Raw genomic sequence first — 26,330 nt, forward strand, 5'->3', positions numbered from 1 at the left:
GCGGTCACGCGCCGGTCGGCACCCCGGCGTTGGCGAGGATCTCGCGGACCGGCAGTGCGACGCTCTGCGCGGCGGTCAGCCCGGACGCCGCCAGATGCGCCGTCGCGATCCGCAGCCCGGTCGCGTACCCGGCGAAGTCCGGCAGCCCCACGGGCTCGGCCCCCATCAGCCGCGCCGTGGCGTCACCGTGGACGTACGGGGTGAGGTTCTGCATACCGGCGACGTCGACGGCGGCGGTGATCTTCTCGTACGCCGCGTCCAGTGCGGCGCCGGTCAGGTCGCGGGTCCACGGGCACATGGCCTGCTCGCCGGAAAGCTCCCGTACGAACGCCTCGGCGAGCCCCTCGGCGACGACCTGTTCGCCGACCGTGACGGCCGCCGGGTCCCAGACCACGTTCGCGTAGCGCACGTTGTGGTGGAGCTCGTGCGCGGCGGCATGGCCGATGTTCCGCAGGCTGGTCTCGGTGGGCCATATGTACAGCTGGATCGCGCCCGGGAACCCGCCGAAGCCGAGATAGCCGTGACTGCGGCCGGTCAGGTGCTCGTTGTCGGGATCGCCGAGCGTCACCACGACGTGCACCGTCTCGGCGTGCCGGACGCCGGGCACCGCGCCGTCGATCCGCTCCCACGCGGCCGCGAGCGCCGCCTCGACGCGGTGCCACACGTCCGCGTCCCGCATCGTGCGCAGGGCGGCCGGATAGCGCGGATCGTCGCGGTCGATCCGGAAGCCACCGCCCCTCTGGTGCATCCCGACGAGGTCCAGCTCGCCCGTCACCTCGGACATCACGCGCTGGATGGGCGCGAACATCTCCCGCAGGGCGTCCGCCCGTTGCTCCTGCGGACGTTCCAGGAGCTCCAGCATGGCGGACGCGGTGTCATGAACAACGATCTTCATGCCTGCGACGGTAGGCCCTCCGGTAACAGGAGGGTCAAGCGTGCCGCCCCGGCCGCCCGCCGGCCCGCACGAGGCGGCGCCGTAGATTGCTGTGGGTCAATCGGGCCGACGGGAAAGGGACTTACACGTGGACGTCTACGAAGCGGTGGCGAGCCGACGAGCGGTGCGCGGCTTCACCGGTGCGCCGGTGCCCAGGCAGCTGCTGGAGCGCGTGCTGGGCGCCGCGGCCCGCTCGCCCTCCGGCGGCAACCTCCAGCCCTGGTACAGCTATGTGCTGACCGGGTCGCCGCTCGCCGAGCTCAAGAAGCGCACCGGGGCGCGGGTGGCCGCCGGCGACACCGGTGACGAGCGGGAGTACCAGATGTACCCCGACGAGCTGGAATCCCCTTACCGGGAGCGCCGGTTCGCCGCCGCCGAGCGGCGCTACGCCGCCCTCGGCATACCGCGGGAGGACTCCGCCGCACGCCGGCGCGCCGTCGCCGCGAACTGGCAGTGCTTCGGCGCCCCCGCCGCCCTCTTCTGCTATGTCGACCGCACCATGGGGTCGTCCCAGTGGGCCGACCTCGGTATGTACCTGCAGACCGTCATGCTGCTGCTGCGCGCCGAAGGGCTGCACAGCTGCCCGCAGATCGCCTGGTCGGTGTACCACGGGACGGTCGCGGAGATCGTCTCCCCGCCGGAGGGGCTGATCCTCTTCTGCGGGCTGTCGATCGGCTTCGAGGACACCGCCGTGACCGGCGCCCGTACCGACCGGGCTCCGCTTGCCGAGACGGTCACGTTCCTCGGCGACTGAACCCCTGGCCGCGGGCCTGCGGGGGCGGCCCGCCCGCGCCGCCGCCCGCGGCCTCCGCCCGGCTCGCGGGCCCGCCGTCGGGTGCTCAGTGCGCGAACACCGTGCTGGCCAGGACCACATGGACGGTGGTGCCGCCGAGGATGCTGAGCAGCGCGTTGCGGCGCCACAGGTGCAGGCCGACGGTGACGGCCAGCGCCGCCAGCGGGGCGAGGGCGCGCGGCTCGGTCAGCGGCAGGTCGCGCAGGCAGTAGACGAGCAGGATGACCATGACGCCGGCGGGCATGCCGCGGCTGAGGTACTGGACGGTCCGGCTCGCGCGCAGCGGGGCGAGGGCGGCGAAGGGGAGGGCGCGCAGTCCCCAGGTGACGGCGGTGGAGAGGGCGACCGCCGCGACGAGGTACGGGGTGTCAGGCATCGGCGCGCCTCCGCTCGGCAACGAAGTGGCGGATCAGGAGACCCGCGGTGAACAGGCCGAAGGCGGCCGGGAGCAGCTGGTCGGGGAAGGCCAGGCGGGCCGCGAGCGCGCTGAGCAGGGCCAGCGCCGGGGTGGGCAGATCGCCCCGCCGGTCCCGGAGGGCGTCGAGGGCCAGGACGGTGAACAGGGCGGTCAGCGCGAAGTCCAGGCCCTGCACGCTCTCGGGGATCAGCGAGCCGAGCAGGGCCCCGGCGGTGGCGCTGCCGGCCCAGTACAGGTGCATGAACACCTGCAGCCACAGAATGCGGCCGCCGGGCCAGGAGCGGGCCTGCTCGCCGGTGGTCAGGGCGAACGCCTCGTCGGTGAGGGCGAAGGTGCTGTAGGTCCTGGCCGCGCGGCCCCGGACGCGGTGCAGGGGGAAGGACAGCGCGTAGAAGACGTGCCGGATGTTGACGAGGAGGGCGGTCAGCGCGACCGTCGCCAGCGGGGCGACCGCGCCGACCAGGCCGACCAGCAGGAACTCGAACGAGCCGGCGTAGATGAGGGTGGCGAACAGGGACGCCCACCACCAGGCGAGACCGGAGTGGGTGACCAGCACCCCGAAGGCGATGCCGAGCGGGACGAGCCCCAGGCCCACCGAGGCGGAGTCCTTGAAGGCGGCCCGGTACTGGGGCGTCGTCCGGGATGACGGGGCGGGAGGTGCGGGCCCGACGGGAGCGTCGGCGGTGACCGAGGGTATTGCCATGCCGCAATTTTAGGACGAAATGGATCTTATTTGGTTGCCGATCGTGCCCCTATGATCGCCCTATGGGTAATGAAATCGACCTCGATCCGGTCGACCGAGAAATTTTGTTTCACCTACGTCAGGGCGGGCGGCTGACCAACGTCGAGCTGGCCAAGCGCGTCGGGCTGACCCCGCCGCCGTGTCTGCGCCGGGTCAAGCGCCTGGAGGAGAGCGGTGTCATCGCCGGCTATCGGGCCGTCATCGATCCCGCCGCGGTCGGCCGCGGCCTGGAGGTGCTGGTCGACGTCGAGGTGTACGCCACCGACCGCGAGACCGTCGAGGAGTTCGAGAACACGGTGGCCGCCTACGAGGAGGTCATCGAACTGCGGCGGTTCTTCGGGCGGCCGGACTACTTTCTGCGGGTGACGGTCGCCGACCACGCCGCCTACGAGGCGTTCCTGACGCGCAAGCTGACCGGTCTGCGCGGGGTGCTGCGGGTGGAGTCCCATCTGACCATGAAGAAGATCAAGACCGAGCTGTGAGCCCGCCCGGCCCGCCGGTTGGCCGTTTTGTGTCTCACCGGTGGCCGCCCCGGCCGGACTACGCTCCCGTCGGTGACCACGCAACCGACGAACGACGCCGCGATCCGGCAGTGGAACGACATTCCCCGTGCGGCGCTGGAGGCCATGGAGCCCGACGGCGACTTCGCCAAACGCCATCTGATCAACCCGGTGCTGCTGCGGATGCTCGGCGAGGTGGACGGGCGCCGCATCCTGGACGCGGGCTGCGGACACGGCTACTTCAGCCGCCTGCTCGCCGCCCGCGGAGCGCAGGTCACCGGCGTCGAGCCCACCGACACGATGTTCGCCTACGCGCAGGAGAAGGAACGCGCGCTCGCCCAGGGCGTGGTGTACGTCCAGGCCGATCTGACCCGGCTGCCGGACCTCGGCGGCCCGTTCGACGCCGTGGTCTGCAGCATGGTGCTGCCGGCCGTCCCGGACTGGAAACCGGCCATGCGTGCCTGCGTCGAGGCCCTGCGCCCCGGCGGGCTGTTCCTCTTCTCCGTCAACCACCCGGCCTTCGAGCGGCTGCTGTCGACGTGGCGCGAGCACGGCGACTACCGCCTGCGCCGCTATCTGGAGGAGTACCCGATCGCCCAGACCCACGCCACCGACTTCCACCGCCCGCTCTCGGCCTATCTCAACGAACTCGCCGCCCTCGGCTGCCGGTTGCGGGAGATCGCCGAGCCGGGACTCGACCCCCGTACGGCACGCGAAGCGCAGGACACCACCCCCGGCATCGAGAGCTACGTCCACCTCCCCAACTTCCTGATCGCCGCGGCCGAAGGCCCGTGACGCCGGACGGGCCGACTCCGGACGCGCCACATTCACTCGTGTGAGTGCTGCGCCGTAATTCGAACACGTGATGCAATTCCTGGTGTGACGCACTACGCCTTTCCCACTGACCTCGTCCGGGCCCAGTCCGCCTGGTACGCCGCCTATCAACAGCTCGCCGCCGAGGAGAGCCCCGCGCGAACGGCCGTGCTGCGCCGCCGACTTCAGCGGCTCTCCGTGCAGATCGCCACGCATCCGTACTGGGCCGACATCCCCGGCCACGCCCCGGCCGCCCGGATGGCGCTCAAGGAGCTGGCCCGGCAGGAGCACCGGCCATGACGGGGCGGGCCGGTCCGGTTCAGCGGCCGAGGCGGCTGCGGAGCATGGTGAACATCGCGTCGAGCTCCGGGAGTTTGCAGAGCCGGGCGAGGACGAGGAAGAGCGCGAGCAGGACGGCCGTGCCGGCGGCGAGGGCGGTCAGGGAGCCCAGGGCGTCGTGGCCCATGGCGTGGAGCAGGGCGGTGGCGGTGACTCCGGCGGCGAGGGCGGCCGGTGCGGCGGCGGCGCACAGCCGCGCGTATGTGCGCAGGACGCGGGCGCCGTCCAGGTCGCCGCCCAGGCGCTTGCGCAGCCGGCGCCAGGCGACGGCGATACCCACGGCGAAGCCCAGGCCGTACGAGGCGGCCATACCGGCCACGGCCCAGTGCGCGGGGAGGAGGACGTAGCACAGTGCGGAGGCGGCGGCGTTGACGGCGGCGACGACGAGGGTGTTGAAGAAGGGGGTGCGGGTGTCCTCGTAGGCGTAGAAGCCGCGCAGGACGACGTACTGCGCGGAGTAGGGGATGAGGCCCAGGCCGAAGGCCATCAGGATGTGGCCGATGCCCTGGGCGCCCTCGCTGCCCGAGCCGGCGTAGAGCAGGGTGGCCATCGGCGTGCCCAGCGCCAGGAAGGCGAAGGCGCAGGGGACGACGGCGACGGCCGAGGTGCGCAGGCCGTAGGAGATGTCGTGGCGGACGGCGGCGGCGTCGCCGTCCAGTGCGGCGCGGGAGATCCGGGGCAGCACGGCGGTCATGACCGAGACGGTGATGATGGCCTGGGGCATCTGCCAGATCTGGTACGCGTAGTTGTAGGCGGTGATGCCGGAGCCGGGGTGGCCGGCGTGCTCGGCGACGGCGCCCGCCTTGGTGGCGAGCTCGGTGACGACGATCAGGCCGAGCTGGTTGGCGAGCACGAACAGCAGCGTCCATTTGGCCAGGCCGGCGGCCTTGCCCAGGCCGTGGCCGCGGAAGTCGAAGCGGGGACGGAGCCGGACTCCGGCCTCGCGGAGGTACGGCAGCATGGCCAGTGCTTGGACGGCCAGGCCGAGCAGGGTGCCCAGGCCGATGAGCCGGACGCCTTCGGGCGTGATGGTCGCCGCGCTGACGCCGGAGCTGGTGAAGCCGCCGAAGGCCCAGATGAAGGCGCCGAAGGCGGCGATGATGACGACGTTGTTGAGGACCGGGGTCCACATCATCGCGCCGAAGCGGCCGCGGGCGTTGAGAATCTGCCCGAGCACGACATGGATGCCCATGAAGAACATGGTGGGCAGGCAGTAGCGGGCGAACGCCACGGTGAGGGCCATGCGTTGGGGGTCGGCGGCGATGTCCGGGGACATCATCCGTACCAGCAGCGGAGCGGCCAGGATGCCGAGCGTGGTGACGCCGGTGAGGACGATGACGACGAGCGTGAGCAGGCGGTTGGCGTACGCCTCGCCGCCGTCCTCGTCGTTCTTCATGGCGCGCACGAGCTGCGGGACGAACACCGCGTTCAGTGCCCCGCCGCTCACCAGTACATAGATCATCGTGGGCAGGGTGTTGGCGACTTGATAGGAGTCGCCCAGCGTGCTGACGCCGATCGCGGCCGCCATGACGAGGGTGCGCAGGAATCCCGTGATCCGGGAGACGATCGTGCCGGCCGCCATCAGGGCGCTGGACCTGCCCAGGCGCGAGGCGCCGCCCTTCGGTTCGGGGACGGCGGCCGGGGCGGGCGTGGTGACCTGTGCGGTGGCCGCACGCAGCGGAAGGGTGTCGTCCGGCAGACGGCTGCGCGGCCCTCCCGGTCCGTGGGCCTCTTCGCTTCGCGCGGCCATGCCTGTTCCTCCTCGTCAGGGCGGGCCTCGCGGCCCGTCGTTCGACTGCACACCTTCGCATCCCGTGCGGGCCGGTCGTGCGCGGACCGTCGCGGGCAGGGGCTTTCCCGTCATCTTCGGCCATGTATCGGCCGGAAGCCCGCCCGGTGAAACGGGTCGTGGAAGTCGGGTACGATCATGAACGAACTCCGGTCCTGCGGACGGGAGTCGCGCGTCCGTGGTCCAAGGAAAGACGTCCACCAACCGGTGGGAGATGCAGGTGCAAGGCCGGCCGGGCGCTCCGGAGAAGAACACGAGGTCCCTTTCCCGCGCGGGGAAGGGACCTCGTCGCATGCGCGGACGGCCGCGGGCGTCCGCCGTGGGGCTCAGGGGCCGGTGGCCCCGTCCACGCCCTCGCGCAGGAAGTCGGCATGGCCGTTGTGCCGGGCGTACTCGTGGATCATGTGCAGCATGATCAGGCGGAGCGAGACCTCCTTGTCCCACCGGGGCTGGTAGGCGGTGACGTCCAGGGACTCGGCGGCCTCCTCGATGCGCCGGGAGTGCGCGACCTCCGCCTGCCAGGTGGCGAAGGCCGAAGCGCCGGTGGACCCGCCGTCGTCGAACGCGGCCTGGTAGTCGCCCTCGTCGGACCAGACCAGCGGGATGTCCTCGCCGTTGACCACCCGGCGGAACCACGTGCGCTCGACCTCGGCCAGGTGCCGCACCAGGCCGAGCAGGGAGAGCGTCGACGGCGGCATGGAGCGCCGCCGCAGCTGTTCGTCGGTCAGTCCCTCGACCTTCATGGCCAGGGTGGCCCGGTGGAAGTCCAGGTAGGCGCGGAGCATCTCGCGCTCACCGGCCTGCGCGGGCGGATCGATCCGTTCGATTGTCATGTACCGAGAGAGTAGTGGCGGGGTCCGCACCGTACGCCGCGGCCCGGGGGCCGTCGCCTCCGGGCCGTACGGACGGGTGGCGCGGCGCCGTCGCCGCACCGCCGTCGCTAGGGCAGATACCGCTCGATGGCGGCCCGCCCCTTCTCGTCGATCATGCGCTGGGCCCAGGCCAGGCTGTGCGGTGTGGGCTCGCGCCCGGACGCCCTGACCAGGTCCTCCGCGTCGAAGGGCCGCTCGCTACCGGTGTACAGCTCCGCTGGCCGCTGCCGGGCCGGGGTCTCACTGCCATTGGTCGTCACAGGTCCTCCTCTTTCCGCGCCCGCCGAGTGCCGGGACCTCGTTGGTGGTTTCCATCATGGGACCGGCTCCGCCGACCCGCACGGCGTACCCCGGGGCGCCTGCTCAGCCCACCGGCCGCGGCGCTCCCGGGTAGTCCGGGGGGAACGCCTGCTCCGTCCAGATCGTCTTGCCGGTCTGCGTGTACCGCGTCCCCCAGCGTTGCACCAGCTGCGCCACGATGAACAGCCCCCGGCCGCCCTCGTCGTCGCTCGCCGCGTAGCGCAGGTGCGGCGAGGTGTGGGCGGTGTCGGAGACCTCCGTCACCAGCGCCAGATCCCGCAGCAGCCGCAGGTGCACCGGCCCGGAGGCGTGCCGCACGGCGTTGGTGAACAGTTCGCTGACCATCAGCTCCGTCGCGTAGGACAGCTCCGCCAGGCCCCACTGCACCAGCTGCCCGGTGGCCAGTTCCCGGGCGGTGGCGACCGCGGCCGGCTCCGCGGGCAGCTCCCAGGCCGCCACCTGCCGGGCGTCCAGCTCCCGGGTCCGCACCAGCAGCAGCGCCGCGTCGTCGGCCGTCGCCCCGCCCGGCAGCAGCTCCGCCAGCGCCCGGTCGCACAGCTCCTCCAACGGCCGCCCGTCCGCTCGCAGCACCTCGTCCAGGATCGCCAGCCCCGCGTCGACGTCCCGCTCCCGGTCGCGCAGCAGCCCGTCGGTGAACAGCGCCAGCAGGCTGCCCGCCGGCAGCTCGGTCTCCCAGGAGTCGAACGGCAGGCCGCCCAGCCCCAGCGGCGGCCCGGCCGGCAGGTCCGGGAAGGACACCGCGCCGCCGGGCGTCACGATCGCCGGCGGCGGATGCCCGGCCCGGGCCATCGTGCAGTGCCGCGAGACCGGGTCGTAGACCGCGTACAGGCAGGTCACCCCGGGGGTCACCTCACCCGGGCCGGATTCCTCCGCGCCCCCCGCGGCGCGCTCCTCCGGGGTCTGCCCCACCAGGTCGTCGAGCCTGCCGAGCAGTTCGTCGGGCGCCAGGTCCATCCGGGCCAGCGCCCGGACGGTCGTGCGCAGCCGCCCCATGGTGGCCGCGGCCTGGAGCCCGTGTCCGACCACGTCGCCCACCACCAGCCCGACCCGGGTGCCGGACAGCCCGATCACGTCGAACCAGTCGCCGCCCACTCCGGCCCGGTCGTCGCTGGGCAGATAGCGGTAGGCCAGGTCCACCGCGGACTGCGGGGGCAGGTGCTGGGGCAGCAGATCGCGCTGGAGGGTGAGCGCCGCGGTGTGCTCCCGGGCGAACCGGCGGGCGTTGTCCATGGAGACCGCGGCCCGGACGACCATTTCGTCGGCCAGGTCGACCTCGCCGCTGTCGAAGACCCGCGGGCTGTCCCCGCGGTCGAAGGTGACCAGCCCCATGAGGAGGCCGCCGGCCCGCAGCGGCACCACGATCGTCCGCTCGGTGCGGATCAGCCCGCCCGACGACAGGCTCCGGTACGGCAGCATGCCCCGCCGGTAGGCGACCGGGTGTGGCGGGAGCGGCGGCCGGTCCGGCGGGTCGTCCCGGGAGCGGGCGGCGACCCGGACCAGTTCGGGCACCCCGGCCGCGTCCGGCGCCGGATCGCCGCCCTCCAGCACCGAGCGCACCAGGTCGACGGTCACCGTGCTCGCGAAGTCCGGGACCGCGACCTCGGTCACCTCCCGTGCGGTGCCGACCATGTCCAGCGTGGTGCCGATCCGCCGGCCGGCCTCCACCAGGAGGTTGAGCCGGCGCTGCGCCTGGTAGCGGTCGGTGATGTCGAAGGAGTCCTCGCACACGCCCAGCACCCGCCCGTCCGGGTCCTGGAGCCGGTAGTACGAGCAGGACCAGACGTGCTCGGTGCCCGGGTCGGTGGGCTGCTCGCCGACGAAGTGCAGATCGACGAAGGGCTCACCGGTCGCCAGCACATGGCGCATCACCACCTCCAGGTCGTGCGGGTAGCCCTCGGTCACGAACGCGCCCGGATACAGCTCGTCCGCCCGCTTGCCGATCAACTGCCGCAGCGGCAGCCCGATCTCCCGCCCGTAGGAGCTGTTGAACCACGTCAGCTGCAGGTCGTTGTCGTAGATGGCCAGCCCCACCGGCGACTGCGTCGCCAGCCCGTGCAGCATCGCCTGGCGCGCCTCCCACCGCCGCAGGTCGTCGAGGCCGGTCGCCACCAGGACCCGGGCCGGCCCCTCCGTGGTGTCCTGGAGCGCGTCGGCCAGTGGGCACATGGTGATCGCCACCGGCAGCCGGTGGCCGTCCGCGTGCCGTGCGGTCCGGGCCTCGATGCCGGCCATGTCCAGGGCCGACGGCTCCGGGAGGCCCGGGGGCCGGTCGGCCGTGGCCGGCAGGAAGGTGCCGACCGGCCGGCCGACGATCTCCTCCGGTGCGTAGCCCAGCAGTTTCCGGGCCGCCGCGCTCCACCCGATCACCCGTCCCCGGGCGTCCAGCACCGCCGTGGCCGCCCTGGTGACGTCGAGGGGACCACGGAAGTCGGCGCTCGTCGCCCCGCTCCATGCGTTCATGGCATCAGCCCAGCCCGGTTCGGTACCTCCAGCATCGAGCCCGGTATCGAGCCGCACAACCGGCCCTGCCCCGAGCGGGCGACCGGCGGGCGGACGTCCCTTGGTGCGGGTCCGGGCGGTCGCTGGCACAGTGGAGGGGGCGTCGAGGACCCGGCCGCGACCCACGCCGACCCGCGCGGGCCGACCCACGTTCACGCGTCGAACGGCCCGAGCACCAGGAGGCAGATGGCGATGCCGTCCCCACGCCCGACCGCGCCGGTACGTGGCGCGCCCTGCTGGGTGAGCCTGATGACCACCGACCTGCAGTCCGCCCATCGCTTCTACGGAGCCGTGCTGGGCTGGCAGTTCCGCTCGGCCAGCCTCGGCGAGGAGTTCTCGGTCGCCCTGCACGACGGGGAGCCGGTCGCCGGGATCGGGGCGCTGGCGCCGAACTTCCAGGTGCCGGTGGCCTGGGCCGCGTACTTCGCGGTGCCGGACGCCGACGACGCCGCCGCCCGGATCCGCGAGCGCGGCGCCACGGTCGCCGTGGGGCCGCTCAAGCTCGGCCCGGGGCGGGCCGCCCTCGCCGCGGACCCCGACGGCGCCACCTTCGGCTTCTGGGAGGGGCAGACGCTGAGCTGGTCGGTGGGCACCGGCCACGCCCCGGCGATCCTCGAACTGCGCACCCGGGACGCGTTCGCCGCGGCCATCTTCTACGCCGAGGTCTTCGACTGGGCGTCGGAGAAGCCGGGCGGCTGCCAGGTGACGTACGAGCACGACCAGGTGATCGTGCACGACGGGAAGCATGTGGTGGCGGTGCTGCGCGGCGGGGCGGTGGAGGCGGCCCCGGATCCGCGGGTGCGGCCGCAGTGGCATGTGCACTTCCGGGTGCCGGACGTGCCGGCGGTGACCGAGGCTGCGGTGGACGCCGGCGGCACCGTCACCCCGGTGACCGCGACCCGGGACGGGACCGGCAGCCAGGCGATGGTGCGCGATCCGGACGGCGGGCTGTTCACCGTGACGGGGCCGGGACCGCCGGACTGATACCGGCGGCGGGGGACACTGGCCGGCGCCTCGGCGCCTCGGCCCCTCGCCCCGCCGGACGTCGTGACGGCCCCGCATTCCCGTGACCACGGGGGCTTCATTCTTGTGACGACTGGGGCGTAAAGGTGATCTGCGGGGGCGATTAAGAAATCCTCGATGGACCCGGAGCCGTCCGTACGGAAGATTTCTGGCCGAGATCGGCGGGCCGCACCGGGCCCCCGTGACGTCACAGCACTCATTCACGTACGGGAGCCGATGCGGTGAAGGCACTGGTCAAGCAGAAGGCGGAACCGGGACTCTGGCTGACGGACGTGCCGGAGCCGGCGATCGGCCCCGGAGATGTCCTGATCAAGGTGCTGCGCACCGGCATCTGCGGCACCGATCTGCACATCCGCGCCTGGGACGGCTGGGCCCAGCAGGCGGTGCGCACCCCGCTGACGGTCGGCCACGAGTTCGTCGGGGAGGTCGTCGAGACCGGCCGGGACGTGGCCGACATCAAGGCCGGCGACCTCGTCAGTGGCGAGGGCCACCTGGTCTGCGGCAGCTGCCGCAACTGCCTGGCCGGCCGGCGCCATCTGTGCCGCGCCACGGTCGGCCTGGGCGTCGGCCGGGACGGCGCCTTCGCCGAGTACGTCGCGCTGCCCGCCTCCAACGTCTGGGTGCACCGGGTGCCGGTCGACCTCGACATCGCCGCGGTCTTCGACCCGTTCGGCAACGCCGTGCACACCGCGCTCTCCTTCCCGCTGGTCGGCGAGGACGTCCTGATCACCGGGGCCGGCCCGATCGGCATCATGGCGGCGGCGGTCGCCCGGCACGCCGGCGCCCGCAACGTGGTGATCACCGACGTCAGCGAGCAGCGCCTGCAACTGGCCCGCAAGGTCGGCGTCAGCCTCGCCCTCAACGTCGCGCACGGCTCGATCGAGGACGGCCAGCGCGAACTGGGCCTGCGCGAGGGCTTCGACATCGGCCTGGAGATGTCAGGCCGGCCCGAGGCGATGCGCGACATGATCGCCAACATGACGCACGGCGGCCGGATCGCCGTCCTGGGGCTGCCCTCCGAGGAGTTCCCGGTCGACTGGTCCCGGATCGTCACCTCCATGATCACGATCAAGGGCATCTACGGCCGGGAGATGTTCGAGACCTGGTACGCGATGTCGGTGCTGCTGGAGGGCGGCCTCGACCTCGCCCCCGTGATCACCGGCCGCTACCCGTACCAGGAGTTCGACGCCGCCTTCGCCGACGCGGCGAGCGGCCAGGGCGGCAAGGTCATCCTCGACTGGAGCGCCTAGTTCCGCGGCCCCCCCCTCGCCATCCCCCCGACTTCCGCCCGCTAAGGAGACACCCTTCATGTTCGACGCCGTACGCGACGACCTGCGCACCGACCTCGACGAGATCCGCGCCGCCGGACTGCACAAGCCGGAGCGGGTGATCGGCACCCCGCAGTCCGCCACCGTCGCGGTCACCGCCGGCGGCCGCCCCGGCGAGGTCCTCAACTTCTGCGCCAACAACTACCTCGGCCTCGCCGACCACCCCGAGGTCGTCGGCGCCGCCCACGAGGCCCTGGACCGCTGGGGCTACGGACTGGCCTCGGTCCGCTTCATCTGCGGCACGCAGGAGGTACACAAGGAACTGGAGCGGCGGATCTCCGGCTTCCTCGGCCAGGAGGACACCATCCTCTACTCCTCCTGCTTCGACGCCAACGGCGGTGTCTTCGAGACCCTGCTCGGCCCGGAGGACGCGGTCGTCTCCGACGCCCTCAACCACGCCTCCATCATCGACGGCATCCGGCTCTCCAAGGCCCGCCGCTTCCGGTACGCCAACCGCGACATGGACGACCTGGAGCGGCAGTTGAAGGAGGCCCAGGGCGCCCGGCGCACCCTGATCGTCACCGACGGCGTGTTCTCCATGGACGGCTACCTGGCGCCGCTGCGGGAGATCTGCGACCTGGCCGACCGCTACGGCGCGATGGTGATGGTCGACGACTCGCACGCGGTCGGCTTCGTCGGCGCCGGCGGCCGCGGCACCCCCGAGCTGTGCGGCGTGATGGACCGCGTCGACGTCCTCACCGGCACCCTCGGCAAGGCGCTGGGCGGCGCCTCCGGCGGCTATGTCGCGGCGCGCGCCGAGATCGTCGCGCTGCTCCGCCAGCGCTCCCGCCCCTACCTCTTCTCCAACTCGCTCGCGCCGGTGATCGCGGCCGCCTCGCTCAAGGTGCTCGACCTCCTGGAGGGCGCCGGCGACCTGCGCGAGCGCCTGCAGGCCAACACGGCGCTGTTCCGGTCCCGGATGACCGAGGAGGGCTTCGCGATCCTGCCCGGCGAGCACCCCATCGCGCCCGTCATGATCGGTGACGCGGCCGAGGCGGGCCGGATGGCCGAGCTGCTGCTGGAGCGCGGGGTGTACGTCATCGGCTTCTCGTACCCGGTGGTCCCCAAGGGGCAGGCCCGGATCCGCGTGCAGCTCTCCGCCGCCCACTCCACCGAGGACGTGCACCGCGCGGTGGACGCCTTCGTGGCGGCCCGCGCCGCCCTGGAGAGCTGACCGCACGGTTTCCGGGGCGCAAGGCGGCCTCCGGGCCTGTCTGGTGGACCATGGCCGGTTCCGCCCTGATCCACCGGACAGGCCCGAACCCTGCGAAACTGGATCCATGATCGAAGCACGTCGGCTGCACATCCTCCGTGCGCTGGCCGACCACCGCACGGTGACCGCCGCGGCCGCCGCGCTCTATCTCACGCCCTCGGCGGTCTCCCAGCAGCTGGCCGCGCTGGAGCAGGAGACCGGCCACCGCCTCGTCGAGCGCGGCGCCCGCGGCGTCCGGCTGACCGCCGCGGGCGACATCCTGCTCGGCCACGCCAACGCCGTACTGGCCCAGTTGGAGCGCGCCGAGGCGGAGTTGGCCGCGTACGACAAGGGCGAGGCGGGCACGGTGACGGTCGCGGCGTTCGCGACCGGCATCGGGCTGGTGCTCGCCCCGGCCCTGGCCGAACTCGCCGAGTCCGCGCCGGGCATCCGCGTCCGGGTCCAGGACGCGGAGGGCGACGCCAGCCTGCCGATGGTGCTGGACCGGCAGGTCGATGTGGCGGTGGCCGTGGAGTACCGGGGCGCGCCGGACGCCGACGACCCCCGGCTGACCCGGGTCCCGCTCTACGCCGAGCCGTTCGACGCGGTGCTGCCGCCCGGCCATCCGCTGGCCGGGGCGGCGGCGGTGCCGCTGGCGGGGCTCGCCAAGGACCCCTGGATCGGGCCCTATTCCGGCAATCCGTGCCATGACGTGGTCGTCCTGGCCTGCGAGCACGCCGGGTTCCGGCCGGATCTCAGGCACTCCTCGGACGACTTCCGGGCGGTGGTGGCGCTGGCGTCGGCGGGCGCGGGGGTGGCCCTGGTGCCGCGCTCGGCGCTGCGCGGGATGGATCTGGGGGGTGTGGTGGTGCGGCCGGTCGACGGGGTCGCGCCCACCCGCCGGGTGTTCGCCGCGGTCCGGCGGGGAGCGGAGGGCCATCCGCTGTTCCGTCCGGTACTGGCGGCGCTGCGGACGGCGGCGGCCGCGCAGGGCGGCTGACGGGGCGGGCCCGGTGCCGTGTTGACGCCGCGGCGCGGGCGGGCGGTGGTCAGCCGCTGGCCGTGCGCGGGGTGCGGCCGGTCCGTTTCCAGGCGGCCAGTTGGCGGGCGGTCCAGGTGTTGACGATCCGGCCGGCCGGGACGCCGCACTCCTCGGCGCGGGCGCAGCCGTAGATCTGCCAGTCCAGTTGGCCGGGTGCGTGTGCGTCGCTGTCGACGGCGAAGAGGGTGCCGGTGTCGAGGGCCTGCCGCAGCAGGCGGCGCGGCGGGTCGAGGCGGTCCGGGCGGCAGTTGATCTCCACCGCGGTGCGGTGCTCGGCGCAGGCCGCGAAGACCTCGGCGGCGTCGAACGCCGATTCCGGGCGGCCCCGGCCGGTGACCAGCCGCCCGGTGCAGTGGCCCAGGACGTCCACCAGCGGATTGCGGACCGCGGCCACCAGCCGCCGGGTCATCGGCCCCTTGTCCATCCGCAGTTTCGAGTGGGCGGAGGCGACCACCACGTCCAGCTCCGCCAGCAGCTCCGGTTCCTGGTCGAGCGAGCCGTCGTCGAGGATGTCGCACTCGATCCCGGTCAGCAGCCGGAACGGCGCCAGGCGCGCGTTGACCTCTGCGACGACCTCCAGCTGGTGGCGCAGCCGTTCGGCGGTCAGTCCGCGGGCGACGGTGAGCCGGGGGGAGTGGTCGGTCAGCGCGCACCAGTCGTGGCCGACGTCGCGGGCGGCCCGGGCCATCGCCTCGATGGGGCTGCCGCCGTCCGACCAGTCCGAGTGCAGATGGCAGTCGCCGCGCAGGGCCCGCCGCAGCGCCTGCCCCCGCCCGCCGTCGACCAGCGGGCCGCCGGCCTCTTCTTCCAGATGTGCGAGATAGGCGGGCCGCTGCCCGGCCAGCGCCTCCTCGATGACCCGGGTCGTCTTGGGGCCGAGCCCCTTGAGACGCGCCAACGTGCCGTTCGCGGCCCGCGCGCGCAGCTCGTCCGCGGGCAGTACGCCGATCACCGATGCCGCGGTGCGGAACGCCTGCACCCGGTACGTCACCGCTCCCTGCCGCTCCAGCAGGAATGCGATCCGCTCCAGCGCCGCCACGGGATCCATCCCTCCACCGTGCACCGGGCCGGGGCCGGCTGCCACCGCGGCCGGTCCGGCGAAGGTCCCCTACCGCAGTTATGCGAATATGTCCGTTCTCTGGATAGTCGATCCGTTTCCAGTGGAATGCGGGGCGATAGTCGTGACGATTCCGGTCATGCCTGCACGGGAAGTGGCGGGCAATCATGTTCGGTTAAAACCCGGGCAACATCGCGGCTGTACTGCGGAAACATGAATCGGACTTCTCGGCGCCCGGGCGCACCGGCCGGACGTTGAGTTCGGCGGCCTTCAGGAAATCTGCACACCGAATGTGCAGCCGCCACACGCGGCGCGGTTTTGGGTCCGGCAGGCGCCCTGGTGAGCAGCGACTTGGTTCTGGAATGTCCCATTCCGCGCGCGTCGCAACGACGGGTCGCGGAAAAGGAAACCGGAGGAGTTGTGAAGATGCTCGGACCAAGTCATGGACGCATGTACACGTGCGGTAATTTCCCGGTGCGGCCACGTCCGGATCTCGGCTCATCCGATTAGCAGGGCAACCACCCCGCATGCTTTGATCCATCGCACCGCGGTGGTCACCGGGGTTTCCCGATATCGGGAGCCCCATCCACCGTGGCCGCGGCCGGGTCACCCACCGGACGGCCCGCCGCCGTTTTTTCTTGTTATTGATCCGAAGGGAAACACCATGAACAACGCCCAGGTTCAGACCCAGGAAATCTCCGACGCCGACCTGGACAACGTGTCCGGTGGCCTCGTGGCCGGTGCGCTGAACACCGTCACCAACACCGTCGACTCCGTCGCCCCGGTCTCCGGCCTGCTCGGCAACGTCACCGGCACGGTCCAGGGCCTCACCGGCACCAACGTCGCGGGTACCGTCAGCGGCCTCACCAACGGCCTCTGATCCAGCCGACCCTGTGCCGCCCGCGGCACAGCCGGCGAATAAGGTCGTGACGGTAGTCGGCGCCCCCTCCCTGCCGATCTGCCGTGCCGAGTGCCCCGGACAACCCGGTTCCGGCCGGGTCCCGGGGCACCCGGCTGTCCGCCGCCGGATCTCCGCACCGGCGGCGGACTCCGTCCGCCCGTACCGACCCCCGCAGTTGAGGGAGGAGCGCCGTGCAGTTCCGTCAACAGGCCCTGTCCAAGCTGCAATCGCCCGAGGAACTCGATCTTCCGGTGCGGTTCGCCCGCCCACAGGGCTGGCTGGTGCTGACCGTCAGCGTGCTCGTCATGATCGCCGCGACCGTCTGGGCGATCACCGGCACCGTCTCCGCCACCCTCACCGCCCCCGGCATCCTCACCCACGGCCACGGCAGTTACGTCCTGCAGAGCCCGGTCGCCGGGCAGGTGACCACGGTCCTCGCCGAGGAGGGCAAGCAGGTCGCCACCGGCGCCCCGCTGGTGCGGATACGCACCGCCCAGGGCACCACCACCGTCGTCCGCGCCCTGGCCGCCGGCCGGCTGACCGGCCTCGTCGCCACCATCGGCTCGGTCGTCACCACCGGCGCCGACCTCGCCTCCGTCGAGCGGACCACCGGCCCCCGCGACCCGCTGACCGCCACCCTCTACGTCCCGGCCGAGAGCGCCGCCACCCTCCCCGCCGGCGCCGCCGTCGACCTCACCGTCGCCTCCGCCCCCAGCCAGCGGTTCGGCGTGCTGCGCGGCCATGTCGCGGCCGTCGGCCGCGCCGCCCAGTCCCGCCAGCGGATCTCCGCGTTCCTCGGCAGCGCCCAGCTCGGTGAGCAGTTCTCCCGCGCCGGCCAGCCGATCGCGGTCCTGGTCCGGCTCGACACCGCGCCCACCGCCTCCGGCTACGCCTGGTCCACCTCCGGCGGCCCGCCGTTCGCCCTCGACTCGATGACCCAGGCCACCGCCGCCGTCCACCTGGCCGCGCAGCACCCGATCGATTGGCTGCTCTCGTGACCGCCCCCGACGCCCCGGCCGCGCCCCCGCAGCACCTCCCGCCCGCCGGGCGCCGCCGGCACCGCCCCGAGGGCCCCTCGCCGGCCCGCCGCCGCAGGCCCCCGGCCGCCGCCCCCAAGGCGACGAAGGCCGTCCGCACCCCCACCGTGCTCCAGATGGAGGCCGTGGAGTGCGGCGCCGCCTCCCTGGCGATGGTCCTCGCCCACTACGGGCGGCACGTCCCGCTGGAGGAGCTGCGGATCGCCTGCGGCGTCTCCCGCGACGGCTCCCGGGCCAGCAACCTCCTCAAGGCCGCCCGCAGTTACGGCCTGCAGGCCAAGGGCATGCAGATGGAACCGGCCGCACTCGCCGAGGTCCAGGCACCGGCCATCCTCTTCTGGGAGTTCAACCACTACGTCGTCTACGACGGCATGGGCCGTCGCCTCGGCCGCCGCGGCGTGCACATCAACGACCCCGACAAGGGCCGCCGCTTCGTGCCCACGGAGGACTTCGACACCAGCTTCACCGGCGTCGCCCTGGTCTTCGAACCCACCGAGGAGTTCCGCCGGGGCGGCCGCAAGCCCAGTGTGCTGCAGGCCCTGCCGGCCCGGCTGCGCGGCACCGCCGGCACCCTGCTGGCGGCGCTGCTCGCCAGTCTGCTGCTGGTCGGCGTCGGCGCGGCGCTGCCCGCGCTCAGCCGCACCTACATCGACATGTTCCTGATCGGCAACCAGACCTCCCTGCTGGGGCCGCTGTTCGCCGCGATGACCGCGATGGTGGTGCTCACCGCCGTCCTCACCGGACTCCAGCAGGCCAACCTGCTGCGCGGCCGGATCATCTCCTCCACCCTCGGCAGCGCCCGCTTCCTGCGCCACCTGCTGCGGCTGCCGGTCACCTTCTTCGCCCAGCGCTCGCCCGCCGACCTCGTCCAGCGTCTGCAGTCCAACGACGCGGTCGCCGAGACCCTCGCCCGGGACCTGGCGGCGGCCGCCGTCGACGGCGTCGTGGTCGTCCTCTACGCGGTGCTGCTGTGGACCTACGACCCCCAACTCACCGTCATCGGCGTGCTCATCGCGCTGCTCAACGTCGTCGCCATGCGGATAGTGGTACGGCTGCGCGCCACCCACACCCAGAAGCTGCGCGCCGACACCGCCCGCCTCACCAACACCTCCTACACCGGCCTGCAGCTCATCGAGACGATGAAGGCCACCGGCGGCGAGAACGGCTACTTCCGCCGCTGGGCCGGGCAGCACGCCGCCACCCTGGAGGAGCAGCAGCGGCTCGGCGTCCCCAGCGCCTGGCTGGCCGTCGTCGCGCCCACCCTCGCCACCCTCAACAGCGCCCTGATCCTGTGGATCGGCGGCCTGCGCGCCGTCGAGGGCCATATCTCCATCGGCCTGCTGGTCGCCTTCCAGGCCCTGGTGACCCGCTTCACCGCCCCGATCACCCGACTCAACGGCGTCGCCGGCCGGATCCAGGACTTCGCCGCCGACGTCGCCCGCCTGAAGGACGTCGAGAACTTCCCCGCCGACGCCCACTACTCCCGCCCGGACGCGGACGCCGGCACCCGCCGCCTCAAGGGCCATGTCACCCTCGACGACATCACCTTCGGCTACAGCCCGCTCGACGCCCCGCTGCTGACCGGCTTCTCGCTGTCCGTCGGGCCCGGCCGGCAGGTCGCCCTGGTCGGCGGCTCGGGCAGCGGCAAGTCCACCGTCTCCCGGCTGATATCCGGCCTCTACACCCCCTGGGAAGGCACCATCCGGATCGACGGACAGCGCCTCGCCGACATCCCGCGCAGCGCGCTGGCCGCCTCGGTCTCCTTCGTCGACCAGGACGTCTTCCTCTTCGAGGGCACCGTCCGGGACAACGTCGCGCTGTGGGACCCCTCCATCCCCGACGACGCGGTGATCGCCGCCCTCCAGGACGCCGCCCTCTACGACGACGTCATAGCCCGCCGCCCCGACGGCATCCACAGCCGCGTCGAGCAGGACGGCCGCAACTTCTCCGGCGGCCAGCGGCAGCGCCTGGAGATCGCCCGGGCGCTGGTCCGGCGCCCCAGCATCCTCGTCCTCGACGAGGTCACCAGCGCCCTGGACGCCGGCACCGAGGCGGTCATCATGGACAACCTGCGGCGCCGCGGCTGCGCCTGCGTCATCATCGCCCACCGGCTGAGCACCGTCCGTGACAGCGACGAGATCGTGGTCCTCGACCACGGCGCGGTCGTCGAACGCGGCCGGCACGAGGAGTTGGTCGCCGCCGGTGGCGTCTACGCCGACCTGGTCAAGGAGCACTGACGTGGCATCCGCACACCCGTCCCCGGACGCCGGACCCGCCACGCCCCAGGCCGCACCGGCCCCCGCGGCGACCGGCACTGGCGGCGCTGACGCGGTCACCCACGCCCTGGGCGGCCTCGGCACGCCGGTCGACTGCGCCGGGCTGCGCAACGTCCCCCTCGAAGGCCCGCACGTCCTGTGGCTGGTCACCGGCGGCACCCTCGACCTGTTCGCGGTGGACGCCACCCAGGAGGGGCCCTGGCACTTCCTCGGCCGCCTCGAAGCCGGCACCCTGCTGCTCGGCCCCGTCCAGGGCCCCCAACACACCCTCGTCGGCCGCCCGTCCCCGCACTGCGGACTGCGCCGGATCGCCCTGCGCGAACTGCCCCGCCCCGAGTACACCGGCTACGGCGACCAGGGGACGCACCCCGACGCGTACGGCTACGAGGGCACCTACGGTGCTCCGGCGGCCGGCCCCCTGGAGCACGCCTTCGCGCTCGGTACCGCCCGCGGGCTGGGCGTGCTCTTCGAAGCGCCGCTGGACGGCCGGCCCACCGACGAGGCGGTCGCCGACGACGACGTCCTGTGGATGCCGGTGCCGCCCGGCAGCGTCCAGTACGGCGCCTCCTACAGCGCCGAAGCCGCCGCCGACCTGCTCGTCGACGCGGCACTGTGGCAGCGGATGGTGAACCAGCAGTACCGGCTGCTGTCCGCCGTGGACCGCTGGATCGAGCAGTTGGAGCGCGCCCACGAGGACCGCGCCGCGGCCGGCATCAAGGCCGGCGAGGCCGTTCGGGAACGCGCCGACCAGGCGCTGCTGGCCTCCATCGGCAAGGACCGCACCGGCCGCACCGGCGCGGCCCGCGACCGGGCCGGCGACGACCTGACCTTCGCGGTCTGCCGGAAGGTCGCCGAGGCCGCCGGCATCCCGCTCACCGAACCCCCCAAGGGCGCCGCCGGCGACCGGATCAGCCCCGTCGAGCGGATCGCGCTGGCCTCCCGGATACGCACCCGCCCGGTCCGCCTCGACGGCCGCTGGTGGCGCACCGACGTCGGGCCGCTGGTGGGCCACCGCGCCAAGTCCGGCGCCCCGGTGGCCCTGCTGTGGCGGCGCGGCCGCTACGAGGCGGTCAACCCGGCCTCCGGGCTGCGGATACGGATCGGCGCGGACAACGCGGCGGAGTTCGAGCCGCGCGCGGTGATGTTCTACCGGCCGCTGCCGGACCGCCGGCTCACGCTCTGGCGGCTGATGCGCTTCAGCCTCCGCGGCAACCGCACCGACCTGCGCAACCTCGCCCTGAGCGGACTGGTGACGGTCGCCCTCGGCGCCCTCGTCCCGATCGCCACCGGCAAGGTCCTCGGCGTCTACGTCCCGGCCGCGGCCCGCGGCCCGATCGTCCAGGTCGCGCTGGCCGTCATCATCGCCGGAGTCGTCGCGGCCGCCTTCACCCTGCTGCAGAACCTCACCGTGCTGCGCATAGAGGGCCGGATCGAGAGCGTCCTCCAGCCGGCCGTCTGGGACCGGCTGCTGCGGCTGCCCACCAAGTTCTTCGCGGCCCGCTCCACCGGTGAACTGGCCAGTGCCGCCATGGGCATCAGCGCCATCCGCCGGGTGCTGGCCGGCGTCGGGCCGGTCGCCGTGCAGGCCGGTACGGTCGGCGCGGTCAACCTCGTGCTGCTGCTGGTCTACAGCGTCCCGCTGGCGCTCGCCGCGTGCGCCATGCTGCTCGTCATCGGCGCGGTCTTCCTCGTCCTGGGACTGTGGGAACTGCGCTGGCAGCGCCGGCTGGTGACGCTCGGCAACAAGCTCAACAACCAGGCGTTCCAGACCCTGCGCGGGCTGCCCAAGCTGCGGGTCGCGGCGGCGGAGTCCTTCGCCTACGCGGCCTGGGCGCGGGAGTTCGCCCGCTCCCGGGAGCTCCAGCAGAAGGCCGGCCGGATCAAGAACGTCACCACCGTCCTCAACGCCGTCTACCTTCCGCTCTGTTCCCTGGCGCTGTTCGTGCTGCTGGCCGGGCCGGCCCGCGGCACGCTGTCCGCCGGCGCCTTCCTGACCTTCAACACCTCAGTGACCATGCTGCTCACCTCGGTCACCCAGCTCACCGGCGCCTTCGTCTCGGCCGCCGCTGCCCTGCCGATGTTCGAACAGATCCGGCCGGTCCTGGACGAGGCCCCCGAGGTCCGCGGCGGCAGCTCCCAGCCCGGGGTGCTCTCCGGCGCCATCGAGGCCCGCAAGCTCTCCTTCCGCTACAGCGAGGACGGCCCGCTCGTCCTCGACGACGTCTCCCTCCAGGTGCGGCCCGGCGAGTTCGTGGCGATCGTCGGCCCCAGCGGCTGCGGCAAGTCGACCCTGCTGCGGCTGCTCATCGGCTTCGACCGGCCGTCCGCCGGCAGCGTCCTCTACGACGGCCAGGACCTCGGCGCACTCGACCAGGCGGCGGTGCGCCGCCAGTGCGGAGTGGTCCTGCAGAACGCCCAGCCGCTCACCGGCTCGATCCTGGACTGCATCTGCGGCGCCGAGGTGTTCACCCAGGAGGAGGTCTGGGCGGCGGCCGAGATGGCCGGCCTGGCCGAGGACATCAAGCGGATGCCGATGGGCCTGCACACCATGATCGCCGGCGGCGGTGCCATCTCCGGCGGCCAGCGGCAGCGCCTGATGATCGCTCAGGCGCTGGTCCGCCGCCCGCGCATCCTCTTCTTCGACGAGGCCACCAGCGCCCTGGACAACGAGACCCAGCGGATCGTCATCGACAGCACCCGCGCGCTCAGCGCCAGCCGTGTGGTCATCGCGCACCGCCTCTCCACCGTGCTCGACGCCGACCGGGTCCTGGTCATGGCCGACGGCCGGATCGTCGAGGAGGGCGCCCCGGCCGACCTCCTCGCCGACACCGGCGGCCGGCTGCACGACCTGGTACGCCGTCAGATGGCCTGACCGCGCACCCGCCGCCGGGCCGGCCATTCCCCGTATCTCCCCGATCCGCCGCATATCGTGCCAAGCACTGCACAGCGGTCGATGGAGGACGAGATGCCCAAGGTCCAGCACCTGTTCGACGCGTTGCCCCCGGACCGGCGCCGGCGGCTGACCGAAATCGCCCACGAGGTGTCGCTGCCCCGCGCCACCCGCCTCTTCGAGGAGGGCCACCGGGCCGACCGCTTCTGGATCATCAGCACCGGCCGGGTCGCCCTCGACCAGCACGTCCCCGGCCGCCGGGCCGCCGTCGTGGAAACCCTCGGCCGGGACGAACTCCTGGGCTGGTCCTGGCTGTTCCCGCCCTACATCTGGCACCTCGGCGCGGAGACCGTCGGCCCCGTCGAGGCCCTGCAGTTCGACGCCGTCCTCGTCCGCGCCCTCTGCGAGGACGACCCCGTCCTGGGCCGCGCCGTCTACCGCTACGTCGCCGAGACCGTCGCCGAACGCCTCCACGGCACCCGCACCCGGCTGCTGGACCTCTACGGGCCCCAGGGCGGCGCCGCCGGACCGTGCGGCGGCGACCCGCGGGACTGACCTGGGCGTTCCCGGGAACCGGAAGCGGCCTTCCCCCGACTACCTGTGCCGGGTCACGAGGGTGGCCCGCGGCCGGAGACCGGCCGGAGTGTCACAGTGGTAGGGGAGAAGACCCATGCGCCCAGGAAAGTGGTGCGGACTCGCGATGGTCGTCGCGCTGACCGCCACGGCGTGCGGCGGAGGCGGCGGCGGACGCGGCACGACAGCGGACGGCCCGCCGGGCCGCGACGGCTTCCCCGTGAAGGTCGCCGACTGCAAGGGCGCCGAGACCACCTTCACCGCCCCGCCCGGCAAGATCGTCACCAGTAACGCCACGGCCTTGGAGATGCTGCTGCGGCTGGGCGCCGGCGACCGCGTCATCGGCACCGGATTCCCGCCCGGCAAAGGCACCCTGCCCGGCGACCTCGGCGTCCGGGCCGCCAAGGTACCGGTCCTCGGGAAGGGCATCATCCCCAAGGAGAAGCTGCTGGGGTCGGGCGCCGACCTCTACATCGACACCTTCGCCTCCATGGGCGCCATGGGCGGGGCCGGCGACACCCCCACCGAGGAGGAGTTCGCGGCCGCCGGCATCCGCCACATCTACCTCGCCTCCACCGCCTGCGCCGCCATGGCCAAGGGGCCGCAGCGCGACCTGTCCGGTGTCGAGGGCGACCTCACCCGGCTGGGCGCCGTCACCGGCACCGCCCCGCGGGCCCGCGCCCTCGTGGCCGGCATGCGGGCCAAGGTCGACACCGTCCACAAGGCCCTGGCCGATGTCCCCGAGGAGAAGCGGCCCCGCTACTTCTTCTTCGACTTCGACGCCGGCACCAAGCAGCCGATGGCCCTCTGCGGCAAGCAGGTCGGCAACGCCGTGCTCACCCAGGCCGGCGCCCGCAACGTCTTCGGCGACTGCGACGGCGACTTCAAGCCGGTCTCCTGGGAGGACGTGGTCGCCAAGAACCCCGACTGGATCCAGCTGGGCGTCCGCGACCGCGGCGACGCGGCCGCCGACGCCGCGGCGTACGACCAGGCCGCCCAGTTCCTGAAGACCTTCCCCGCCACCAAGGACCTGCCCGCCGTGCGCGCCGGCCGGTTCCTGCGGATCGGCTCGGAGCGCACCACGCTCCCCGGCACCCGCACCGCGGACACCGTCGAGGAGATCGCGCACACCCTGTACCCGGCGCGGTTCAAGGCGGCGCGCTAGTGGGGGAGCGGACACACCTCCCGCGTACCGGACCGCTCGCCCTCCTGCTCGCCGTCGCACTGCTGGCCGCGCTGACCGCCGCGGTGTCCCTGGGCGCCACCGACATCGCGCCCGGACACGTCTGGTCCGTCGTCCTGAACCGGCTCCAGGGCGCCCCGCCGCGCCCCGGCACCGACGAGCTGATCGTGTGGCAACTCCGCGTGCCCAGGGCCCTGTTGGCGGCCCTCGTCGGCGCCGGACTGGGCCTGGTCGGCACCGCCACCCAGGCCCTGGTCCGCAACCCGCTCGCCGACCCGTACCTGCTGGGCATCTCCAACGGCGCCTCGCTCGGCGCGGTCGCCGCCATCGTGCTGGGCGCGGGCGCCGGCGGGGCACTGGGCCTCGGCCTGTCGGCGGCCGCCTTCGCCGGCGCGCTCGCCGCGTTCGCCCTGGTGTGGCTGATGGCGCGCCGGGGCGGCGGCTTCTCGCCGCTGCGGCTGGTGCTGGCCGGGGTGGGCATCGGGCAGTTCCTGTCCGGTTTCACCAGCTACCTCGTCCTCCAGGCCGGCGACGAACAGCAGACCCGCGGGGTGCTGTTCTGGCTCATGGGCAGCCTGAGCGGGGCCACCTGGGGCGCGCTGTGGCTGCCGGCGCTCGCCGTCGCGGCCGGGCTGCTGGTGCTCCAGGCGCGCGCCCGCGCGATGAACGCGCTGCTCATGGGCGACGAGACGGCGGCCGGCCTCGGCGTGGACGTGACCCGGCTGCGCCGCGAACTCTTCGTCGTGACGAGCCTGTTGACCGGCACCCTCGTCGCGGTCTCCGGCGCCATCGCCTTCGTCGGCCTGATGGTGCCGCACCTGTGCCGGCTGGTCCTCGGCGGCGACCACCGCCGCCTGCTGCCGCTGGCCGCCCTGACCGGCGCGCTGCTGCTGGTGGTCGTCGACGTCGTCTGCCGCACCGCCATGGACGGCCAGGAACTCCCCGTGGGGGTCGTCACGGCCATGATCGGCGCCCCGGCGCTGCTGCTCGTCCTGGACCGGCGACTGGGGGCGGAGCGATGAGGATCGACATCGAGGAGCTGCGGGTCAGCTACGACGGGCGGGACGTGGTGGCCGGCGTCCACCTCATGGCGGCGCCCGGGGAGATCGTCGGGCTGGTCGGCCCCAACGGCAGCGGCAAGTCCACCGTCCTGCGGACCGTCTACCGCCATCTGCGGCCCACCGCGGGCCGGGTCCTGCTCGCCGGCACGGATGTCCGCACCCTGTCCCTCGGGCGGACCGCCCGCCATATCGCCGCCCTGCCGCAGGAGCGCGCCGCCGACTTCGAGCTGACGGTGCACGAGGTGGTGGCGATGGGCCGGACGCCCTACAAGCGGGCGTTCGCCGGCGAGGACCGCGCCGACCGGGCGACGGTGGCCGACGCGCTCGCCGCCGTCGGCATGTCCGGCCAGGGCGCCCGCCGGTTCTCCGCCCTCTCCGGCGGCGAGCGGCAACGCGTCCTGCTCGCCCGGGCGTTCGCCCAGCAGCCGGACGTCCTGGTGCTCGACGAACCCACCAACCACCTCGACGTCCGCCACCAGGTCGAACTGCTCGCCCTGCTCCGCGACCGGGCTCGGACCACCCTGATCTCGCTGCACGACCTGAACGCCGCGGCCTCGCTCTGCGACCGGCTGCACGTCCTGCACGCCGGCCGCCTGGTGGCCTCCGGTCCGCCCCGCACCGTGCTGACCCCGGAGCTGCTGGCGGAGGTCTTCGGCGTCCGGGCCGCGGTGACCGAACACCCGCTGACCGGCGACCCGTTGATCGCCTTCGACCACCGGCGGACGCACCCCTGAGGGCCGCGGTGCG

Annotated in this window: 24 protein-coding genes; 16 read left to right on the forward strand and 8 right to left on the reverse strand. The window is 73.2% G+C overall.

Annotated features, from left to right (window positions below; translation table 11 throughout):
* Nucleotides 1–4: 4 nt before the first annotated feature.
* The gene (locus B073_RS0125660; RefSeq protein WP_018540954.1) at nucleotides 5–895 is read right to left on the reverse strand and encodes a DUF2268 domain-containing protein; all 891 of its coding nucleotides are present in this window, start codon (nucleotides 893–895) and stop codon (nucleotides 5–7) included.
* Between the two features lie 127 nt (nucleotides 896–1,022).
* Here B073_RS0125660 and B073_RS0125665 point away from each other — a divergent pair, with 127 nt between their 5' ends.
* The gene (locus tag B073_RS0125665; RefSeq protein ID WP_018540955.1) at nucleotides 1,023–1,688 is read left to right on the forward strand and encodes a nitroreductase; all 666 of its coding nucleotides are present in this window, start codon (nucleotides 1,023–1,025) and stop codon (nucleotides 1,686–1,688) included.
* An 85-nt stretch (nucleotides 1,689–1,773) separates the two neighbouring features.
* Here B073_RS0125665 and B073_RS0125670 read toward each other — a convergent pair whose 3' ends face one another.
* Together B073_RS0125670 and B073_RS41155 are read right to left on the reverse strand one after the other, a co-directional pair.
* Nucleotides 1,774–2,103, reverse strand: a complete 330-nt coding sequence (locus B073_RS0125670; RefSeq protein ID WP_018540956.1) for a branched-chain amino acid transporter permease — start codon at nucleotides 2,101–2,103, stop codon at nucleotides 1,774–1,776.
* Nucleotides 2,096–2,740: an AzlC family ABC transporter permease gene (locus tag B073_RS41155; protein WP_018540957.1), complete on the reverse strand. Its 645-nt coding sequence runs from the start codon at nucleotides 2,738–2,740 to the stop codon at nucleotides 2,096–2,098. Before B073_RS41155 ends, B073_RS0125670 begins: the two co-directional genes overlap by 8 nt.
* Nucleotides 2,741–2,910: 170 nt before the next feature.
* On the opposite strand from B073_RS41155, the gene B073_RS0125680 reads away from it, so the two are divergent.
* From B073_RS0125680 to B073_RS0125690, 3 genes are all read left to right on the forward strand, one after another.
* Nucleotides 2,911–3,369 carry an Lrp/AsnC family transcriptional regulator gene (locus B073_RS0125680; protein ID WP_026247726.1) on the forward strand — a complete coding sequence of 153 codons (459 nt, stop codon included), beginning with the start codon at nucleotides 2,911–2,913 and terminating at the stop codon, nucleotides 3,367–3,369.
* Nucleotides 3,370–3,441: 72 nt separating this feature from the next.
* Entirely contained in the window at nucleotides 3,442–4,182 is a 741-nt protein-coding gene (locus B073_RS0125685) for a class I SAM-dependent methyltransferase (RefSeq protein ID WP_018540959.1), read from the forward strand.
* 84 nt (nucleotides 4,183–4,266) lie between these two features.
* Nucleotides 4,267–4,500 (forward strand): hypothetical protein, encoded by a 234-nt coding sequence (locus tag B073_RS0125690; protein ID WP_018540960.1) that lies wholly within the window; start codon nucleotides 4,267–4,269, stop codon nucleotides 4,498–4,500.
* Nucleotides 4,501–4,519: 19 nt separating this feature from the next.
* Here B073_RS0125690 and murJ read toward each other — a convergent pair whose 3' ends face one another.
* The 4 genes from murJ to B073_RS0125710 form a co-directional block, all read right to left on the reverse strand.
* Entirely contained in the window at nucleotides 4,520–6,289 is a 1,770-nt protein-coding gene (murJ, locus tag B073_RS0125695) for a murein biosynthesis integral membrane protein MurJ (RefSeq protein WP_018540961.1), read from the reverse strand.
* 365 nt (nucleotides 6,290–6,654) lie between these two features.
* Nucleotides 6,655–7,161: a DinB family protein gene (locus tag B073_RS0125700; RefSeq protein WP_018540962.1), complete on the reverse strand. Its 507-nt coding sequence runs from the start codon at nucleotides 7,159–7,161 to the stop codon at nucleotides 6,655–6,657.
* A gap of 107 nt (nucleotides 7,162–7,268) precedes the next feature.
* Nucleotides 7,269–7,460 carry a hypothetical protein gene (locus tag B073_RS0125705; RefSeq protein ID WP_018540963.1) on the reverse strand — a complete coding sequence of 64 codons (192 nt, stop codon included), beginning with the start codon at nucleotides 7,458–7,460 and terminating at the stop codon, nucleotides 7,269–7,271.
* 103 nt (nucleotides 7,461–7,563) lie between these two features.
* Nucleotides 7,564–9,981 (reverse strand): SpoIIE family protein phosphatase, encoded by a 2,418-nt coding sequence (locus B073_RS0125710; RefSeq protein ID WP_018540964.1) that lies wholly within the window; start codon nucleotides 9,979–9,981, stop codon nucleotides 7,564–7,566.
* A 288-nt stretch (nucleotides 9,982–10,269) separates the two neighbouring features.
* Between B073_RS0125710 and B073_RS0125715 the strand changes: the two genes are divergently transcribed.
* The 4 genes from B073_RS0125715 to B073_RS0125730 all read left to right on the forward strand — a co-directional run bounded on the left by B073_RS0125715 (nucleotide 10,270) and on the right by B073_RS0125730 (nucleotide 14,563).
* Nucleotides 10,270–11,004, forward strand: a complete 735-nt coding sequence (locus B073_RS0125715; RefSeq protein ID WP_018540966.1) for a VOC family protein — start codon at nucleotides 10,270–10,272, stop codon at nucleotides 11,002–11,004.
* A 260-nt stretch (nucleotides 11,005–11,264) separates the two neighbouring features.
* A complete protein-coding gene (gene tdh / locus B073_RS0125720) occupies nucleotides 11,265–12,293 on the forward strand; it encodes an L-threonine 3-dehydrogenase (RefSeq protein WP_018540967.1) in 1,029 nt (342 codons plus the stop codon).
* Nucleotides 12,294–12,351: 58 nt separating this feature from the next.
* The gene (locus B073_RS0125725; protein ID WP_018540968.1) at nucleotides 12,352–13,545 is read left to right on the forward strand and encodes a glycine C-acetyltransferase; all 1,194 of its coding nucleotides are present in this window, start codon (nucleotides 12,352–12,354) and stop codon (nucleotides 13,543–13,545) included.
* Between the two features lie 106 nt (nucleotides 13,546–13,651).
* Nucleotides 13,652–14,563, forward strand: coding sequence for a LysR family transcriptional regulator (locus B073_RS0125730; protein WP_018540969.1), 912 nt, complete (start codon nucleotides 13,652–13,654; stop codon nucleotides 14,561–14,563).
* A gap of 49 nt (nucleotides 14,564–14,612) precedes the next feature.
* Here the strand turns inward: B073_RS0125730 and B073_RS0125735 are convergent, their stop codons facing one another.
* Nucleotides 14,613–15,653: a PHP domain-containing protein gene (locus tag B073_RS0125735; RefSeq protein WP_018540970.1), complete on the reverse strand. Its 1,041-nt coding sequence runs from the start codon at nucleotides 15,651–15,653 to the stop codon at nucleotides 14,613–14,615.
* A 673-nt stretch (nucleotides 15,654–16,326) separates the two neighbouring features.
* Between B073_RS0125735 and B073_RS0125740 the strand changes: the two genes are divergently transcribed.
* The 8 genes from B073_RS0125740 to B073_RS0125775 all read left to right on the forward strand — a co-directional run bounded on the left by B073_RS0125740 (nucleotide 16,327) and on the right by B073_RS0125775 (nucleotide 26,317).
* Entirely contained in the window at nucleotides 16,327–16,542 is a 216-nt protein-coding gene (locus B073_RS0125740) for a hypothetical protein (RefSeq protein WP_018540971.1), read from the forward strand.
* A gap of 212 nt (nucleotides 16,543–16,754) precedes the next feature.
* Nucleotides 16,755–17,561, forward strand: coding sequence for an HlyD family efflux transporter periplasmic adaptor subunit (locus tag B073_RS0125745; protein WP_018540972.1), 807 nt, complete (start codon nucleotides 16,755–16,757; stop codon nucleotides 17,559–17,561).
* A complete protein-coding gene (locus B073_RS0125750; protein ID WP_018540973.1) occupies nucleotides 17,558–19,837 on the forward strand; it encodes an NHLP family bacteriocin export ABC transporter peptidase/permease/ATPase subunit in 2,280 nt (759 codons plus the stop codon). Before B073_RS0125745 ends, B073_RS0125750 begins: the two co-directional genes overlap by 4 nt.
* A 1-nt stretch (nucleotide 19,838) precedes the next feature.
* Entirely contained in the window at nucleotides 19,839–22,748 is a 2,910-nt protein-coding gene (locus B073_RS0125755; protein ID WP_018540974.1) for an NHLP bacteriocin export ABC transporter permease/ATPase subunit, read from the forward strand.
* A 93-nt stretch (nucleotides 22,749–22,841) separates the two neighbouring features.
* Nucleotides 22,842–23,321: a cyclic nucleotide-binding domain-containing protein gene (locus tag B073_RS0125760; RefSeq protein ID WP_018540975.1), complete on the forward strand. Its 480-nt coding sequence runs from the start codon at nucleotides 22,842–22,844 to the stop codon at nucleotides 23,319–23,321.
* Nucleotides 23,322–23,436: 115 nt separating this feature from the next.
* Nucleotides 23,437–24,504, forward strand: coding sequence for an ABC transporter substrate-binding protein (locus tag B073_RS0125765; RefSeq protein ID WP_199788192.1), 1,068 nt, complete (start codon nucleotides 23,437–23,439; stop codon nucleotides 24,502–24,504).
* On the forward strand, nucleotides 24,504–25,544 hold the full coding sequence (locus tag B073_RS0125770; protein ID WP_018540977.1) for a FecCD family ABC transporter permease: 1,041 nt from the start codon (nucleotides 24,504–24,506) through the stop codon (nucleotides 25,542–25,544). Before B073_RS0125765 ends, B073_RS0125770 begins: the two co-directional genes overlap by 1 nt.
* Nucleotides 25,541–26,317, forward strand: a complete 777-nt coding sequence (locus B073_RS0125775; protein ID WP_018540978.1) for an ABC transporter ATP-binding protein — start codon at nucleotides 25,541–25,543, stop codon at nucleotides 26,315–26,317. The genes B073_RS0125770 and B073_RS0125775 overlap by 4 nt, the downstream gene beginning before the upstream one ends.
* The last annotated feature ends 13 nt before the right edge of the window (nucleotides 26,318–26,330 follow it).

Source organism: Streptomyces sp. MspMP-M5, from assembly GCF_000373585.1.
Lineage (GTDB): Bacteria > Actinomycetota > Actinomycetes > Streptomycetales > Streptomycetaceae > Streptomyces.